Source organism: Pseudomonas sp. RU47 (genome assembly GCF_004011755.1).
Lineage (GTDB): Bacteria > Pseudomonadota > Gammaproteobacteria > Pseudomonadales > Pseudomonadaceae > Aquipseudomonas.
This window is the reverse complement of the sequence record NZ_CP022411.1, coordinates 3,605,517-3,622,131: the sequence shown is the minus strand read 5'-3', so window position 1 is coordinate 3,622,131 and position 16,615 is coordinate 3,605,517. Positions and strand designations below refer to the sequence as shown.

The following is a 16,615-nucleotide window of genomic DNA, read 5'->3' as shown; positions in this document are numbered from 1 at the left end:
CCATGCCCGATCACAACGCCGCCATTCACATCGAACGTTTCAACGAGTCGCACCTCGAGGCTGTCACTGCGCTCTACAACGAGCGGGCTGTCACCCGGCAGGTGTTGCAGATGCCGTTTCAGTCCGTCGACGTCTGGCGCCAACGGCTGCTGGCGGAAAATGAACGGGTGTTGAAGCTGGTCGCGTTGCATCAGGGCCAGGTCATCGGCCACCTGGGGCTGGAAAACTATTCGCGGATTCGTCGCAGTCATGCCGGCAGTGTCGGTATGGCAGTCGCCGTGGCGTGGCAGGGCAAAGGCGTGGGGTCGCAGTTGTTGGCGGCGGCGCTGGACGTCGCCGACAACTGGATGAATCTGCACCGCGTCGAACTCTCGGTTTACGCCGACAATGAGGCAGCCATCGGCCTCTACCGCAAATTCGGTTTCGAGGACGAAGGCCTGTTTCGCGATTACGCTGTACGCGACGGGCAGTGGGTGGACACCCTGAGCATGGCCCGTTTGCGCAATCGCCCGAAAACCTGACTCAATCGCCCAGCGCGAACGCCACCGCCGACTGTGCATGCAGTTCGGTGGTGTCGAGCAGGGGCAGGGCGCTGTGTTCGGGTTTGACCAACATGCCGATTTCGGTGCAACCGAGAATGATCGCCTGCGCGCCACGCGCGGTGAGGGATTCGATGACCCGCTGATAGATTTGCCGCGACTGATCGCTGATCACGCCGACGCAGAGTTCGTCGTAGATGATCCGGTGCACGTCCTTGCGCTCGGCTTCGTCCGGCACCAATACCGTCAAACCCTGAGCAATCAAACGTTGCTTGAGAAAGTCCTGCTCCATCGTGAATGCCGTACCGAGCAATCCCACCGTGCGTGCGTCGATCGACAGGGCAGCCTGAGCGGCCGGTTCGGCAATGTGCAAAAACGGGATGCTGATCGCCGCCTGAATCTGCTCGGCGACCTTGTGCATGGTGTTGGTACACAGCACCACACATTCCGCGCCGCCGGCTTCCAGCCTGCGCGCAGCATCGACCAGAATCGCCGCCGCATCGTCCCAGCGCCCGGCGTGCTGGGCCTGTTCGACGGGGCCGAAATCGACGCTGTGCATCAGCAATTGCGCCGAGCGCAACGGGCCGAGACGATCACGGACTTGCTGATTGATGAGTCGATAGTATTCGGCGCTGGATTCCCAGCTCATGCCGCCGATCAGGCCGATGGTGCGCATTGGATGTCCTCAGGCAAATGACAGTGTCGAGTGTTCAGGTCTGACGGGAGTTTCCTGTTGTTCATGCTTCGATACCAGCAGCAAGTGACTGTACCGCTGATCTTTCACGCAAGTGTCATGGTGCTTTGTCGGGGCGGGTGCAGGTTAAACGTACGCCGGGGCTGGTATCTGCCACTATCGACCTTTGCAGGTCCTTTCCGAGGAACACCGCTATGGACGATGTACAACAACTAGGCGAAATGCTCCGTCATTACGCCGAAAGTGAAGCGCACAAGAAACAATTGTTCGAGACGCAATCGGCGGCTTGGGCTACACGGATTACCGCGTTGTTCGGTGATATTCAGCAATGGCTGGAACCGGTGCAGGCGCCGAATCTGCTGGAGGTGAGTCGTGAGGCGTATGTCGCGTTCGGGCCGAGCACGCCGGTGGAGACCTCGACCTTCAAGACAGAGAAGCTGAGCATTGTGATCGCCTGCAAACCGGTGGAGTTTGTGCCGGATGTGATGGGCAGTGCGGGGCAGATCTCGCTTGCGGTGATGGGGCTGACGGCGGCGCGTTATGGCAGCATTTCGCTGGTGGGATTGGCGAATGGTGAGTGGCAGTGGCGCAAGACCAATGGTTTGAAGGATCCGGATACGTTTGTGTTTGATGCGAACTTTCTGGCGCAGCAGTTGCAGAGTCTGATTCCTCGCGAACGCGGTTAAGATCAAGAGCTTACCCCCTCACCCCAGCCCTCTCCCCCAAGGGGGCGAGGGGAAAGGGAGCCGATCTTCATTGGTTTTGAGATTGCATTCACCTTGGATATTTCAGGTCGGTGTAACCCGAATAATCAGCTCGGTCAGTTCCCGCTCCCTCTGGGGCGAGGGGGGGGAAAGGGGGCAGACCGAGTGCTGTTCAGAACCTGAGTTCAACTTGATATTTCAGGTCGGCGTAACCCGAACAAACGACTCGGTCAGTTCCCTCTCCCTCCGGGAGAGGGCTAGGGTGAGGGCAACCCACCTGACACACCTCACATCTCCAGATTGACCCACCCCGGCTTCGCCACCTCCGGCGCCACCGCTTTCACGGTTTTTCCGGTAGCCAGCTCCACCCGCCGCGCCACCTCCGGGTCATCGGCAAACGGCACCATGCTCGCTTCATCCAGACTGTCCGCCGTCTCCCGTCGCAAGCAGTACTCCACCGCCAGCCACAGGAACACCACGCCCAACACATCAAAGAAAATCTCCATCACGAGCGGCTCCCTGCCTCAGGCGATCTGCGCTTCACGTTGGGCCAGTGCGACGTCGGCGACCCGCACCGTACGCCACACGTTGTAAGCCATCAGCAACATCCCCGTGAGGAAGAACACCCCGCCGGCAAAGCGCACGATGAATCCCGGATGACTGGCCTGCAGCGCCTCGACAAACGAATAGGTCAGCGTGCCGTCCTCGTTGATCGCCCGCCACATCAGGCCTTGGGTGATGCCGTTGACCCACATCGAGGCGATGTACAACACCGTGCCAATCGTGGCCAGCCAGAAGTGCAGGTTGATCAGCGGCGTGCTGTACATCTGCTCGCGGCCAAAGACTTTCGGCACCATGTGATAGGTCGCGCCGAAGGTGATCATTGCCACCCAGCCCAAGGCGCCGGCGTGCACGTGGCCGATGGTCCAGTCGGTGTAGTGGGAGAGGGCGTTGACGGTTTTGATCGCCATCATTGGCCCCTCAAACGTCGACATGCCGTAGAACGCCAGCGACAACACCAGAAAGCGCAAAATCGGGTCGGTGCGCAACTTATGCCAGGCGCCGGACAAGGTCATCATGCCGTTGATCATTCCGCCCCAGCTCGGCGCCAGCAGGATCAGCGACATGGCCATGCCCAGCGACTGCGCCCAGTCCGGCAGCGCGGTGTAGTGCAAATGGTGCGGGCCGGCCCAGATGTACAGGGTGATCAGCGCCCAGAAATGCACGATCGACAAGCGATAGGAATACACCGGGCGATTGACCTGTTTCGGCACGAAGTAATACATCATCCCAAGGAACCCGGTGGTCAGGAAGAAGCCCACCGCGTTGTGCCCATACCACCACTGCACCATGGCGTCGGTAGCCCCGGAATACACCGGATAGGATTTGAACCAGTCCACCGGAATTGACAGGTGGTTGACCACATGGAGCATGGCGATCACCAGAATGAACGCACCGAAAAACCAGTTGCCGACGTAGATGTGTTTGGTCTTGCGTTGCACCACGGTGGTGAAAAACACCACCGCGTAGGCCACCCACACGACGGCCATCCACACCGCGCCGGAGAATTCGATCTCGGCGTATTCCTTGGTGGTGGTGTAGCCCATTGGCAGGGTGATCAACATGATCACGATCACCGATTGCCAGCCCCAGAAAGTGAACGCGGCAAGGGTGTCCGAGTACAGCCGCACCTGGCAGGTCCGCTGCACTGCGTAGTAACTGGCGGCGAATTGCGCGCTGCCGGCGAAACCAAAAATCACCAGGCTGGTGTGCAGCGGGCGCAAGCGGCCGAAGGTGGTCCACGGCAGGTCCAGATTCATCTCTGGCCAGACCAGTTGCGAGGCGATAAACACGCCCATTGCCATGCCCACCACACCCCAGAAAATTGTGGCAATGACGAATTGGCGGACGACCTTGTAGTTATAAGCCTGTCCGATTGTTGCTGTGCTCATGGTCAGTTCATCCACGGTTGCAAAGTCTTGCCAGGCCACCCGGTCTGGCATGAGCTGCACTGTAGAAACCCCGCCAGAAACAAAACAGGCTCAGGAATCTTTCATTTATGCGGATCAGATTGAAGGGCTGACTGCGGCGTTCTGCCGCGCCCTGATATGGTTTTTATCGCCTCAGGTGAATCTGTAACGTGCTGCGCTGCTTCGTCATAGTGCTCTGAAGAAAACTGTGGGAGCGAGCCTGCTCGCGAATGCGGTGTGTCAGCCAACAATGCAGTTGCCTGACACACCGCATTCGCGAGCAGGCTCGCCCACAGGAATAACTGATGAGGTGGCAGGCATGTATCAATACGATGATTACGACCGGGCGCTGGTGTTCGAGCGCGTTGCGCAGTTTCGAGATCAGGTCGAGCGCTTCATGGCCGGGGAACTGAGCGAAGAGGAGTTTTTGCCGCTGCGCCTGCAAAACGGCCTGTACATGCAAAAGCACGCCTACATGCTGCGCGTGGCGATTCCCTACGGCACGTTGAACGCCAAGCAGATGCGCACGCTGGCGAGCATCGCCAGCGACTACGATCGCGGTTACGGCCACTTCACCACGCGGCAGAACATGCAGTTCAACTGGATCGAACTGAGCGACGTGCCGGATATTCTCGAACGTCTGGCGCAGGTCAATATGCATGCGATCCAGACCTCCGGCAACTGTGTGCGCAACATCACCACCGAGGCGTTCGCCGGGGTCGCGGCGGACGAGTTGATCGACCCGCGTCCACTGGCCGAGATTCTGCGGCAGTGGTCGACGATCAACCCGGAATTCCTGTTTCTGCCGCGCAAATTCAAGATTGCCATTTGCTCGGCGAAGCAGGATCGCGCGGCGATCATGATGCACGACATCGGCCTGTATCTTTACCCCGGTCGCGACGGGCAGATGTTGCTGCGAGTGATCGTCGGCGGTGGTCTGGGACGCACGCCGATTCTTGGTTTGCAGATTCGCGAAGGTTTGCCGTGGCAGCATTTGTTGTCCTACGTTGAGGCCGTTTTGCGGGTGTACAACCGCCACGGCAGGCGCGACAACAAGTACAAGGCGCGGATCAAGATTCTGGTCAAGGCGCTGGGCATCGAGGCGTTTGCCAAGGAAGTCGAAGAGGAATGGCAGCACCTCAAGGACGGCCCGGCGCAGTTGACCGAGGCCGAGTACCAACGGGTCGCCAGTGCCTTCGTGCCGCCGGTTTATCACATCCTGGCCGACACCGATCTGGACTTCGGCACACGCCTGGCTGAAAGCCCGGCGTTTGCACGTTGGGTCGCGCGCAACGTGCAGCCGCACAAAGTGCCGGGTTACACCAGTGTGGTGTTGTCGACCAAACCGGGCATGGCGTCGCCGCCGGGAGATGTCACCGGTGTGCAGATGCTGGCGGTGGCCGACTGGTCGCAACGTTTCGGTTTTGGCGAGATTCGTATCGCCCATGAGCAGAACGTCGTCCTGCCCGACGTGGCGAAAACCGACCTCTTTGCGTTGTGGCAACTGGCGTGCAAACACGATCTGGGCAGCGCCAACGTCGGCCTGCTCACCGACATCATTGCCTGCCCCGGCGGCGATTTCTGTGCACTGGCCAACGCCAAATCGATCCCGATCGCCCAGGCGATTCAGGCACGTTTCGATAATCTCGATTACCTACATGATTTGGGCGATATCAGCTTGAACATCTCCGGCTGCATGAACGCCTGCGGTCACCACCACATCGGCAATATCGGCATCCTCGGCGTCGATAAGAACGGCAGCGAGTGGTATCAGATCACCCTCGGCGGCGCCCAAGGCAAGCACAGCGCGCTGGGCAAAGTCATCGGCCCGTCGTTCAGCGCTGCCGAAGTGCCGCAGGTGATCGAGCGGATCATCGGCACGTTTGTGCGCTATCGCGAGCACGAAGAGTTGTTTGTCGACACCGTGGCGCGAATCGGGATGGAGCCATTCAAGGAGCGGGTCTATCCGAAGACGCTGGAGGCCACGGCATGAATAATCTGTTGCGGCTGGAGCAGGGCGTAGCGCGGATAGTGACAGACGATCCGTGGACGTTGGTGCGTGAGCCATCGACGCCAAGGCCTGATGGTTTGTTGATGCTGCCGCTGGGGCATTGGCTGGAATCGCCGTCGACCCACGCCGTGTGGCTGGGCCCGGACGATGACGTTGAAAGCCTGGTGCCGTGGTTGCGATCGTTGCCGCTGATCGCGCTGGACTTCCCGAGTTTTCGCGACGGCCGCGCTTACAGCCAAGCGTATCTGCTGCGCAGTCGTTTCGGCTGGGCAGGGGAGTTGCGTGCGATTGGCGACGTGTTGCGAGATCAGCTCAGCCACATGCGCCAGTGCGGGTTCGACAGTTTTGCGGTGCGCGAGGACAAATCTGCCGAGGATGCGCTGAAGGGGTTGGCCGGCATGAGCGTGTTGTATGGGCGTTCGGTGATCGAGCCGCGTCCGCTTTTCCGTCGGCGTTGACGGTTAAAAAAGATCGCAGCCTGCGGCAGCTCCTACAGTGGATCGCGTGTAGGAGCTGCCGCAGGCTGCGATGTTTTGATCTTCGATGTACACCGGGGAAACCCCTAGAAACCTGACGAATCAGGCATTTTCCCTTGGGTCGATGGTGGCCTTTTGGTAGAGTCGCCGTCGCCAGCGGGTTTTCGGCTGGACGATGGAACCGAAGAAGGGAGTCTGATCAGTGAGTCCGGGCAAAAAAATCCTCGGCCTCACAGCGTTGCTGTTGATGGTGACGCTGTGGGCCAGTTACTTTTACGTATTCAAGGAAAACCGCAGCGGCCAGCTCGGCGGTGTCGGCGAAAGCACCGCGTGGTGCGGCACGCCACCGTCCACGGAAGCGGCGTTGCTGGGCAAGGACCAACTGACCTTGCGCGTGACCAATAACCTGCGCGGCGAGTTCATGCTAAGCGGCTCCCTGGTGGTTTCGGAGCGCACCTTCAACCGTTACGACCTGGGTCGCAATGAACTGCGCCTGCGTCTGGAACCCTTGCAGTGGTCCTACGGCGTCACGCCGATCTTCCTTGAGCAGGTCAAGGTTCAACCGCTGAGCCGTAACCTGTCGGCCACCAACAAAAGCGCCTACGCCGAACTCGAACCGCGCCCGATCGGCGTGCAGGGTCAGGTCACCGAATTCCCTTTCGACACCTATCGCTACGGCTATAAACCGGTGCTCTATTACCTCAAGGGCAGCGAGCGCGTAGACCTGCGCTTCAAGAACATCACCACGTTGATGGAGATGTCCAACACCTTCACACCGATCCAGAAGTACAACCGCGTCGACTACATCAACGAGAACAACTCGATGATCCGCGATGACGACTACAAGGCTTACGGCCCGCACGAATGTGCGTTTAGCGTCGAGCGCAAAGGTTCGTTCAAGGTTGTGGTTTTGTTGCTGCTGCTGGTGTTGTGTCTGCCGTTGCTGCTGGTGTTTTACCGTAATGAGCCGGGGATCGACTTCCTCGCCACGCTGTTGGGCGCTGCGATCGTGCGGGTGCTGCTGATCGGGCCGGTGCAGGATTTTCAGCTGTACAACATCGACTTTCTGTTGGGTGCGGCGATTTTGCTGGTGGGCACGGTGTCGCTGATCAAGGCGATGCACATCAACAGCCGGCGCGAGATGGCGTTGCGTAGTGGTGAGACTTCGTCCTGGTAAATCGGTTGAACCTTGAAAAGCCCCTCACCCTAACCCTCTCCCGGAGGGAGAGGGGACTGACCGAGTTGTCTGGCGAGTGACACCGACGTGAAAAACCGAGTCGATTATGGATTCAAAGCCAATCGTTCACGTCGGTGTAATTTCTTGAGTATTCCCCAATCAGTTCCCTCCCAGTGGGAGAGGGGACTGACCGAGTTGTCTGGCGAGCGACACCGACGTGAAAGACCGAGTCGATTATGGACTCAACGCCAATCGCTCAAGTCGGCGTATCTCTCGAATATCCCCCAATCGGTCCCCTCTACCTCTGGGAGAGGGCTAGGGTGAGGGAAGCCAATCTCCAGCCAATCACTTAAGCGCCGGATCCCCCATATTCATCTTCTTCCACCCCTGCAACAGCACCTGCGCCTTCGGCTCCTGCCCGCTGTCGAGATACCACTGAATCAGCGACAACCGCGCATTGCGGTTCGCCGGTTGAGCCTTGAGCAAACCTTCGAGCACCGCACACGCCTCATCGACCTTGCCACTTTCATGCAGCGCCACCGCCAGCACATAACCGTATTGAGCGTTCTGCGGCTCCAGTTGCGCGGCTTTCTTAAGTGGTGACATGGCGTCGCCAGCCTTGCCAGCGCGGATTAGCGACAAGCCTCGAGTGTGCTGCAACAACGCCGCGTCCGGATGCTGCTTGAGGCTGTCATCCAGCAGTGTCTGCGCCTCTTGGCCACGGCCATTGGCCTCCAGCCACTGCACCAGCGTCACCAGCGCCGGGTAGAAATCCGGGTCGCGCTTGAGTGCCGAGCGCAGCAGACCTTCCACTTCCGAACCACGGCCACTGGCCTGATACAGCATTGCCAGATTCAGATTGGCCTCGGCACGTTCCAGCAGGCTCTTCTGCACCGCTTCATATTCGGCAATCGCCGCATTCCAATTGGCTTGCGCTGCGCCAAGACCGCCATTGCGCGCAACACTCAACAGATCCCGCGCAGCAACGATGCGCACGGCTTTCACCGGATCGCCCAGCAACGGCGACAATAACGGCGCACGCTCCTCTGGCGGCAGGAATGCACTGATCGCCCGCACGGCACTTTCGCGTACTTGCGGCGCCGGGTTTTTCAGATCCTGCGTGGCCAGTTTCAACGCCTGTTCGCTCGGGTACAGCGGCAGCTCGGCGAGCAGCGTCGCGCGTTGAATCGCCGGCAAATTGCTGCGTTGCAACTGCTCGGCCAGCGCATCAGCGGCGCCCGGCTGACCGTTGCGGATCAGCCACAGGCTTTCGTCATAGCGCGGTGCCTGCGCTGAGGTGGACGCGCTCCACAACTTGAACTGCGCGGTGACCTTGTCGCCAGCCTTGCTTTGGTGACAGGTCAGGCAGGCGTCCGGCGTGCCGAGCTTCTGCGCTCGCTCCGGGTTGGGGATGCTGAAACTGTGGTCATGCCGGAAGTCGTTGCCCATGTAGAACTTGCCCGGCATGTGACAATCCACGCATTGCGAACCAGGCTGGCCCGGGGTGTGCCGGGTGTGTTCGATGGAGTCGTAGTTCTTCGCCTGCAGGCCTTTGCCATCAACGCCTTCGACTGACGTTTTGCCGGCATTGTTGTGGCATTGCAGGCACACCGCGTTGCCCGGTGCCTTCAGTTCGCTGCTGTGCGGGTTGTGGCAATTGCTGCAACGCACGCCCTTGTCGAACATTTTGCTTTGCAGGAACGAGCCGTGTTCGAACACCTCATCCTTGATCTTGCCGTCCAGCGCATACAGTTCGCGGGTGAGGGTGCTCGGCAGGTAGTCGTCCATCAAGCGCTTGCCGACGGTGTAGCCATCGCCCAAAGGCGCACGGCGCGCGTGGCAGCGGGCGCAGGTTTCGATCTCGACGGTGGCGTTCTTGTCCTTGAGGTCGACGTCAAAACCCTGATGGATCAGATCGGTTTTTTTCTGCGTCCATTCCAGATGGTTCGATGCTGGACCATGGCAGGCCTGGCAACCAACGCCGAGGCTGTTCCACTGACTGTTGAAGGTGTTGCTGGCCGCATCGAAATTGCGCTTGAAACCGGTGGTGTGGCACTCGACGCACATGAAGTTGGCGTTCTGGCTTGGCTTGCTCCAGTGCAGCGGATTCTTGAAGTTGACGCCTTGGCCGGGATAGAGATGAAACCAGCGATGTTTCTCGGTATCCCACGCCACGCCGAGCGCCTGCAAACGACCTTCGCCGACCTCGATCAGGTATTGCTGCAACGGCGCGATGCCGAAGGTGTAGGCGACTTTGAAGTCGGCGTTCTTGCCATTGATGCCAGGGGTATTGACCCAGAATTCATCGCCCTTGCGCGAGAATCGTGTGGTCTCGCTTTCGGCTTTGAATGTGACGTTATTGAAATCGCCGAGCATCGTTTCAGCGTTCGCCGGCTGCATCGCCAACTGGTGATGTGAACCTTGCCAGTCCTTGACCTGTTCGCTGTGGCAGCCCTGGCATTGTTGTTCATCGACCATCGTCGCCGGTTTGTTCGCCACAACGGGCTGCGGCTTTACGGCTGCTGACACGCTTATTGGCGCAGGTTTTACGGGGGCGGGCGCAGGGCTGAACAGAAACCAGCCGATCCCTGCCACGGCGGCCAGCAGCACGCCAATGGTGATCGGGAACAGATATTTTGAGAGTGTAGATCGAGGCGAATCAGGGTCAGGTTGTGCTGTTTTATTTTTATGCTTGGGCATTGCGACTTCCGTAGTCCAGGTGCATTTGCCGTCTGGCGTGCGTTCAAGCTCGGTGCAGCTTTGCCGGATGACCGGCGTCTGTCAAATGACGCTTGTGATGCGCCGCGCAGCCTTGCGTGAATATTGTGCTTTGCAATCGCAATTACTGAGGTTTTAGCTATACCTGTAACTCCCCCAGGCAAAGTTTTCGGCCTTCTGACAGGAGTTACAGCATGAAGCTAGCAGTGATGATGGGCACTCTGTGTTTTGCCACTCTCGCGGTGGTGGGTTGTTCCAGCAAAACCGTCGACCCGAAAGAGTACTCCGGCTTCCTCAAAGACTACAGCCAGCTCAAGGAGGCCAAATCGCCGTCCGGTGCCGAGGTCATGCGCTGGATCGATCCGAAGGTCGACATCAAGAAATTCACCAGTGTGTACATCGAGCCGACTCAGCTCTATCCGAAACCGCAACCGACCGCGAAGATCTCCCAGCAGACCCTCAATGGCATCACTTCCTACTACGATCAGGCGCTCAAGCGTGAGATCGGCAAAGACCTGCCGTTGGCCACCGGCCCAGGCCCTGGCGTGATTGTGGTGCGTGCGGCGATCACCGCCGTGAGCAGCAAGACCGAAGGCCTGCACGCTTATGAGGTGATTCCGATCGCCCTCGTCGCCGCTGCTGTAAGCACGGCCAGCGGTATCCGCGATCAGGAAACCACCCTGGCCACCGAAGCGGTGTTCCTTGATGGCGCGAACAACAAGGTTATCTCGCAAGTAGTGCGCAAAGGCACCGGCAAGCCACTGGAAAATGACTCGCAGGCGATGACGGCGAATGACGTCAAACCGGTGATCGATGGCTGGGCTTCGGACATGCGTCAGTCGTATCTGAAGCTCAAGGCAGCAAAATAAGCGCATTCGGCCGGAGGTCCGCGAGGATTCTCCGGCCGGTGCAACTCCTCAGAAATTGGCGCGTGCCTGACGGTTGTAGTGGCTGAGCAGGGCGTCATAACCTCGGGTGACGGCGTAGTAGTCGTCGCTCAAACGCTGCGGTTCAGCGTGGTCCTGCCAGTCCTTGTGCAGGGTGTTCAGCGCGTCGAGATAGTGCTGCGCAGGCTCACGGATGTGGCGCCACAGCTCGCGCGCATCATCGTCTTTGTTACGGAAACCAGGCTCACGCGGACCGATAAAAGGCCCACCGCGATTCCACGCCTGTTGCAGATCGGCGCTGGTGTCGGCCACGGCTTGCGCGGTCAGGGTGCGGTGTTTTATCCCGTCTTCCAGCAGTTCCAGTGTCTCCCGGGCCTGAATCATGTACGCCAGCAGCGACCAGTGGATCTCCTTGCCTACGCGTGCTTCAAGAAGCTTGAGCTGTGCGAGGCGCTGCGCGACGTCCAGTGGCAGCAGTTCTTCTCTCAAGGCAGTCGATGCGCTGATATAGGCATTGCTGGCGGTTTGAATTTGCGCAAGCAGCTGCGGTGTCTGGTTGAACGGGACGACAAAGAAGCTCGCACTTTTATCGAGTCGAGTCGGTGGAGAAATCACCGATGCCCACTTCAATGCTTGCGCGTAGTCACGGACTTTCTGCGACAGCGCTGGCTGGTAGGCCAGCAGCTCGAGCTTTTCGTTGATATCCCGCAGGCAGGTGTCCTCCTGGATGTCACGCACAGTGAACGCATCGCTGTTATCGAAATCCTGTGGCTCGGAAATATACTTTCCGTATGCATCACTGGTTGGCCGCTGATGTTCGTTTTTGTCGTAGGCGTTGCGCCAGTGCACATCGACGCGGTTGACGCAGGCGATGACCGGGCTCAGCGCGTTGGCCTGCGCGGTCACGGGGGATTCGCGCTGATCAAGCCACAGATCGAGCTTCAGGAACGGCCGGGTCGCGCTCGACAGCCCCATCACCACCAGAACGACCACTACGCCGCTGACAAACATGAGTCTTGAGGTCATGGTCGTGCCTCCGCCGGATACCACTGTTCACGGGTGGCGGGCGCGCCACAGTCGAAAGAACTTGCCGGCAGCCGACTGCACAAGCGCTCCGCCCACGGTTGCAGGCCCTGATTGCGATTGACCGTGCCTTGGCTGGCGGCCACTTTGAACACGCCCAGCACCAGCACCAGGGCCACAACCCCGAGTAGCGTCAGGCCGATTTTCACCGGCAGGTTGGTCTTTTCCCAGGAAGTGTGTGGCTTGACCTGACGGCGACGGATCAGACCGACGCTCGCCAGGGTGGTGGCATAGACACCGCCAGCGATGGGGCCGAAAAACCAGCTGAGCCCGGCCATCATCAATGCGCATGGAATCAGGTCACGCAATATGCCGAACGGTGCAGCGTCCTTGGCGAACCCTGGCCACAACCGCGCGCTGAGGCGGTCGTCCAGCAGCCAATGGGTGTGCGCCGGTTCGTGAGTCAGCCAGTTGATGCCCGCAGCGATCACGCCAAACACGATCGTTGAGGTCATGACGATATTGATCAGTCCGGTGACGCGCAGCTCCAGCGGGATAAAATGAGTAAACGCACCGATCAGACAAGCCAGCACCACGCCAACGTAGGTCGGCCATTCGCCGCGTTTCAGTTCCCAGTCGCGCCAGAAAAACGCGGTGCCACCGGGCAACTCTGCGCAGACCTTCGGATGATTGGCATACAGCGCCGAACTCAAATGTCGGCAATGCTCCCAATCTTTCTCACGCAGGCGCCGGGCCAATGCGCGGCGCTGGCTGAACGGGCCGGTGCCGAGCAACAGGCGTGCGGCACGGTGTTCGGCAGTGGCGGGCGGCTCTTCGGCGAGTTGCCTTTGCTGCGCGATAAACAGCGGTGCCTCATGGCGCGCGACCAGACGCTTCCATTCATCTTTCGGGCAACGGTTGGCCGGGCCGGAATGCCAGCCCTGGCCCGCGCACACCTGTTCGAAAATAGCGGAGGACCAGTATTCGCTGTCCAGCAGCAATCGACTGAGGAACAGGTTGAACCACTGCCGGTGCACTTCAGCGTCGAGCCACAGGTATTGGCCGCACTGTGCGTAGGCCTGCAAAAAGGCCGCACTGTCCTCACGATCGAGGGCATCACGCAGCGGTCGAGTAATGCGTTCCCGCTGCTGATCGAGTAAATGTTCAATGGATTCCTCGTCCAGTTCCAGGCGTTGCCAGGCACTGAACCAGTGATAGGTCTGCACTGCCCAATCGACCATCGGCGCCGATGTTTGCGGGTTCTCGATGCAATGCTGCAGCAGGGTCTCTTCGAGGATATGCGCGCAGCCCTGTTCAACGGCGAGGGCATGGCGCTGTTGCAATTGTGCAAGGCTGGTGCCGTGCAGTGAGCGCGTCGCCTGCTGCAAGGCATCGACTTCGACCACGGTCAGGCCGGTCAGGTCCCAGGTGTCGTCATCAGCCTCGTTGTCTTCGTTGGCCTGCGCCCATTCCTTGTAATGCAGGGCTTGCTCATAGGCGTCCCGCAGACGCTGGAAGCCCTCAGCGTCTTCGTCCGGGCGGGTCTGTTTGAGCAGGGCAGCGTATTGGCGTTTGATACTGCGCGTATCGGCGTCGGCCGTAAGGCCAAGCACGGTCCAGCAACTCATTGCGTGTACAACTCCATGAAAACCTTCGACGCGGCCCAGTGATGGCACTTTGATTTTTGCGCACCCTACCTGTTTCGCGTCGAAAAGTCCTCAGCCGTCACTTATTTGCCGACGAACCAGCGGAAATACGGGTTGCCGCCATCGCCGCGCATCACCTCGCCGATATCCCGCGCCCAGGCATCGCGGTCGCCGTCATAGGCATGCAGGCTGGCGCGATAGAACTGCATCAAGCGCTGGCGATGGCTTTCCATGCGTTCATTGAATCCGGCGTCGGCATTCACCAGCGGCGGCGTCTGATACAGGTCCAACAGTGCTGGCAGCACGCGCGTGATTTCCTTGCTGCGCACCCATGGTGCGTACTCAATGCGCGGTTGATCGTCGGTCACCGCAGGTGCATCGGCGGCAAAGCGTTCAAGCCCGGCGCGGTCGGTGACCCAGGTCGAGAGCAGGGCAGCGGCTGAGCCGATGCCGACATCCTGCAAGGTGCTGCGTACGCTGTCCTGCTGGAAACGCGCGGTGATTTTCGCGGCATCCAGTTCCATTGGCTGCAGCGAACCGACCAGCAACATCTCATGGAATTCGCTGGTCCACAGCGAGGCATACGGGAACACATCAAGGAAACTGCGCACCAGTGAACGCGAGTCGTCGATGTTCTGCGTCGGTAATGGCAGCCACTGGGCGACGATGCCTTTGTCCTCCAGACGACTGGCCGCCAACTGGTAGAAGTCCCGCGAATACAGGTTGACCACGCCGGCCGCAGAGGGCGGCGGCGGTTCGAGGGTGATCAGGTCGTAGGTTTGCGCGCTGCGCAGCAGTTCCTGGCGCCCGTCGCGCAGACGCACATCCACAGCGGGATCGCTGGCGGCATTGAAGTTGCCTTTGAACAGCGGCGCGGCTTTGACCACCGACGGCAGCAGTTCGGCGACCACCCGCTGCTCCAGCCGCGGATAGCGCAACATGGCGCCGGCGGTGATGCCGGTGCCGAAGCCGATCACCAGCGTCGAGCGCGGTTCGCCGTTGTGAATCAGCAGTGGCAGCAACGCTTGCACGCGCATGTAGCGCAGTGAAGGCATGGCGTCACCGGTGTTCGACACGCCTTGAATATACAAACGGTGGAAGGTGTTTTCGCCACGCCCCTGAGCGACCACCGCCACGGTGCCGCCGCGACCTTCTTCGTAGAATGCGAGCGTGCCGTTGCGCGCGCCGGGCAACAGGCTGGCGAGTTTGTCGACCGGGATGAACACAGCAAAAGCAACCGAGACCAGACCGAGAGCAACCACGGCGTGACGCCGGCCTTTTTTGGCGTGATGACCTTTGCGCACGGCAAAGTAGCCGACGCCGGCGGCGATAATCGCCAGCAGGCCCAAGGTGCGCACCAGCCCCAATAGCGGGATTAGCACAAAGCCGCAAAGCATCACCCCGACAATCCCGCCCAAGGTGTTGAACGCCACCACGGCGCCGACATCACGGCCGACACGCTCTTGACCGACACTCAGGCGCAAGGCCAGTGGAAACGCGGCACCGAGCAACAGCGTCGGCACAAATACGATGCTCAATGCTGCCACCGCAAAGCGTGCGCTCATGCCGGCCAGTTCAGTGGCGCCCAGACTCAACAGCCACATCTCCGCCTGACTTTGCGCGATCACCAGCCAGCGCCCGAGCACGGCGATTTCCAGCAGCGCGATCAGGCCGGCGCCTGCAATCAGCAAGCCGAACACGCCCCACGGATCACGGATGCGCTCGACCCGCCGGGCGAGCAGGGCGCTGCCGATAAACAGCCCGGTCAGATAGGTCGCCAGCACCACGGCAAACGCGTAGGTGCGGGTGCTCATGAACTGCACGATCGATTGCGACCAGACCACCTCATAACCGAGCGCCACGCCGCCAGCGATCGAGTACAGCCACAGCGCGGTGCGATCCGCCGTTTTTTCACTGTGATGTTTGACTGCGGTTATCGCAGGCGCCGGATGCTGACGGGCAAACCACAGCGCGCCGACAGCAGCCAGCAGATTGAGCATCGCCGCAAACAACGCGCTGCCCCGCACGCCGAGGCTGGCAATCAACACGAACGCGGCGAGCAGGGTGCCGACAATCGCCCCCAAGGTGTTGGCCGCATACAACTGACCGCCAGCCTTGCCCGGATCGGCGGCGAGCGAACGCACCAGCACCGGCAGGGTGCCCCCCATCAACACCGCCGGCAGGCCTACCAATGCGAACGGCAATATCCACGCGAGCAGGCCGACATGCTCTTGCAGCCAGGCAAACGGACTGGCCGCCAGGCTCATGGCCACGGTCGCGCCGACGCCGAGAATCGCCACCAGCACTTCCAGCCCGGCATACAGCAACACCGGTTGTTGCAAGCGATCCGCCCAGCGCCCGAACAGCCAGCCACCGATAGCCAAGCCTGCGAAAAACGCACTGATGCCGGTGGTGATCGCGTAGACCTCGACGCCGACCACCAGCGACAGTTGCTTGATCCACAGCACCTGATAGACCAACGCAGCGGCACCGGAAATGCACAGCAGCAGGGCAGGGACGAGCAGGGCTTGGGAAGTGGTTTGCGAAGCGGGTATGGCCGATGGCTTGCTGGCGATACGTGAGGACATGCGAAGGCCTTAATTCAAGAGTCACGGTGACGGTACTGGCCCCTTCGCGAGCTGGCTCGCTCCCACATTGGACTTGTGTACGCCACACATCCCTGTGGGAGCGAGCCTGCTCGCGAAGAAGCCGACACGGTCCCAAGTCGAAAATAAGGCCGCCCGCCAATGACGGCGGGCGGCGGTCCAGC

The 16,615-nt window shown here is 60.2% G+C and carries 13 protein-coding genes; 6 read left to right on the top strand and 7 right to left on the bottom strand.

Annotated features, from left to right (window positions below; genetic code table 11):
• The first annotated feature begins 2 nt into the window (after nt 1-2).
• The gene (locus CCX46_RS16305; protein ID WP_127928060.1) at nt 3-521 is read left to right on the top strand and encodes a GNAT family N-acetyltransferase; all 519 of its coding nucleotides are present in this window, start codon (nt 3-5) and stop codon (nt 519-521) included.
• Nucleotide 522: 1 nt separating this feature from the next.
• Here the strand turns inward: CCX46_RS16305 and CCX46_RS16300 are convergent, their stop codons facing one another.
• A complete protein-coding gene (locus tag CCX46_RS16300) occupies nt 523-1,215 on the bottom strand; it encodes an aspartate/glutamate racemase family protein (RefSeq protein WP_127928058.1) in 693 nt (230 codons plus the stop codon).
• Nucleotides 1,216-1,427: 212 nt separating this feature from the next.
• On the opposite strand from CCX46_RS16300, the gene CCX46_RS16295 reads away from it, so the two are divergent.
• On the top strand, nt 1,428-1,919 hold the full coding sequence (locus CCX46_RS16295) for a hypothetical protein (protein WP_127928056.1): 492 nt from the start codon (nt 1,428-1,430) through the stop codon (nt 1,917-1,919).
• Nucleotides 1,920-2,224: 305 nt separating this feature from the next.
• On the opposite strand, the gene CCX46_RS16290 is transcribed toward CCX46_RS16295, so the two are convergent.
• Complete coding sequence (locus CCX46_RS16290; RefSeq protein WP_123375400.1) at nt 2,225-2,443, bottom strand: cbb3-type cytochrome c oxidase subunit 3; 219 nt, start codon at nt 2,441-2,443, stop codon at nt 2,225-2,227.
• Nucleotides 2,444-2,461: 18 nt separating this feature from the next.
• Complete coding sequence (gene ccoN, locus CCX46_RS16285) at nt 2,462-3,889, bottom strand: cytochrome-c oxidase, cbb3-type subunit I (protein WP_127928054.1); 1,428 nt, start codon at nt 3,887-3,889, stop codon at nt 2,462-2,464.
• A 337-nt stretch (nt 3,890-4,226) separates the two neighbouring features.
• On the opposite strand from ccoN, the gene CCX46_RS16275 reads away from it, so the two are divergent.
• The 3 genes from CCX46_RS16275 (at nt 4,227) to CCX46_RS16265 (ending at nt 7,571) form a co-directional block, all read left to right on the top strand.
• Entirely contained in the window at nt 4,227-5,900 is a 1,674-nt protein-coding gene (locus CCX46_RS16275) for a nitrite/sulfite reductase (RefSeq protein WP_127928052.1), read from the top strand.
• Entirely contained in the window at nt 5,897-6,376 is a 480-nt protein-coding gene (locus CCX46_RS16270; protein WP_127928050.1) for a DUF934 domain-containing protein, read from the top strand. Before CCX46_RS16275 ends, CCX46_RS16270 begins: the two co-directional genes overlap by 4 nt.
• Before the next feature lie 220 nt (nt 6,377-6,596).
• On the top strand, nt 6,597-7,571 hold the full coding sequence (locus CCX46_RS16265) for a hypothetical protein (RefSeq protein WP_127928048.1): 975 nt from the start codon (nt 6,597-6,599) through the stop codon (nt 7,569-7,571).
• A 345-nt stretch (nt 7,572-7,916) separates the two neighbouring features.
• Here CCX46_RS16265 and CCX46_RS16260 read toward each other — a convergent pair whose 3' ends face one another.
• On the bottom strand, nt 7,917-10,271 hold the full coding sequence (locus tag CCX46_RS16260) for a tetratricopeptide repeat protein (protein WP_127928046.1): 2,355 nt from the start codon (nt 10,269-10,271) through the stop codon (nt 7,917-7,919).
• Nucleotides 10,272-10,483: 212 nt separating this feature from the next.
• Here CCX46_RS16260 and CCX46_RS16255 point away from each other — a divergent pair, with 212 nt between their 5' ends.
• Nucleotides 10,484-11,158 (top strand): DUF3313 domain-containing protein, encoded by a 675-nt coding sequence (locus tag CCX46_RS16255; RefSeq protein ID WP_007914409.1) that lies wholly within the window; start codon nt 10,484-10,486, stop codon nt 11,156-11,158.
• Nucleotides 11,159-11,206: 48 nt separating this feature from the next.
• Here the strand turns inward: CCX46_RS16255 and CCX46_RS16250 are convergent, their stop codons facing one another.
• From CCX46_RS16250 to CCX46_RS16240, 3 genes are all read right to left on the bottom strand, one after another.
• Nucleotides 11,207-12,202, bottom strand: a complete 996-nt coding sequence (locus CCX46_RS16250) for a DUF3829 domain-containing protein (protein WP_127928044.1) — start codon at nt 12,200-12,202, stop codon at nt 11,207-11,209.
• The gene (locus tag CCX46_RS16245; RefSeq protein WP_127928042.1) at nt 12,199-13,827 is read right to left on the bottom strand and encodes a J domain-containing protein; all 1,629 of its coding nucleotides are present in this window, start codon (nt 13,825-13,827) and stop codon (nt 12,199-12,201) included. Before CCX46_RS16245 ends, CCX46_RS16250 begins: the two co-directional genes overlap by 4 nt.
• Nucleotides 13,828-13,928: 101 nt before the next feature.
• Nucleotides 13,929-16,433 (bottom strand): fused MFS/spermidine synthase, encoded by a 2,505-nt coding sequence (locus CCX46_RS16240; protein ID WP_127928039.1) that lies wholly within the window; start codon nt 16,431-16,433, stop codon nt 13,929-13,931.
• Nucleotides 16,434-16,615 lie beyond the last annotated feature (182 nt).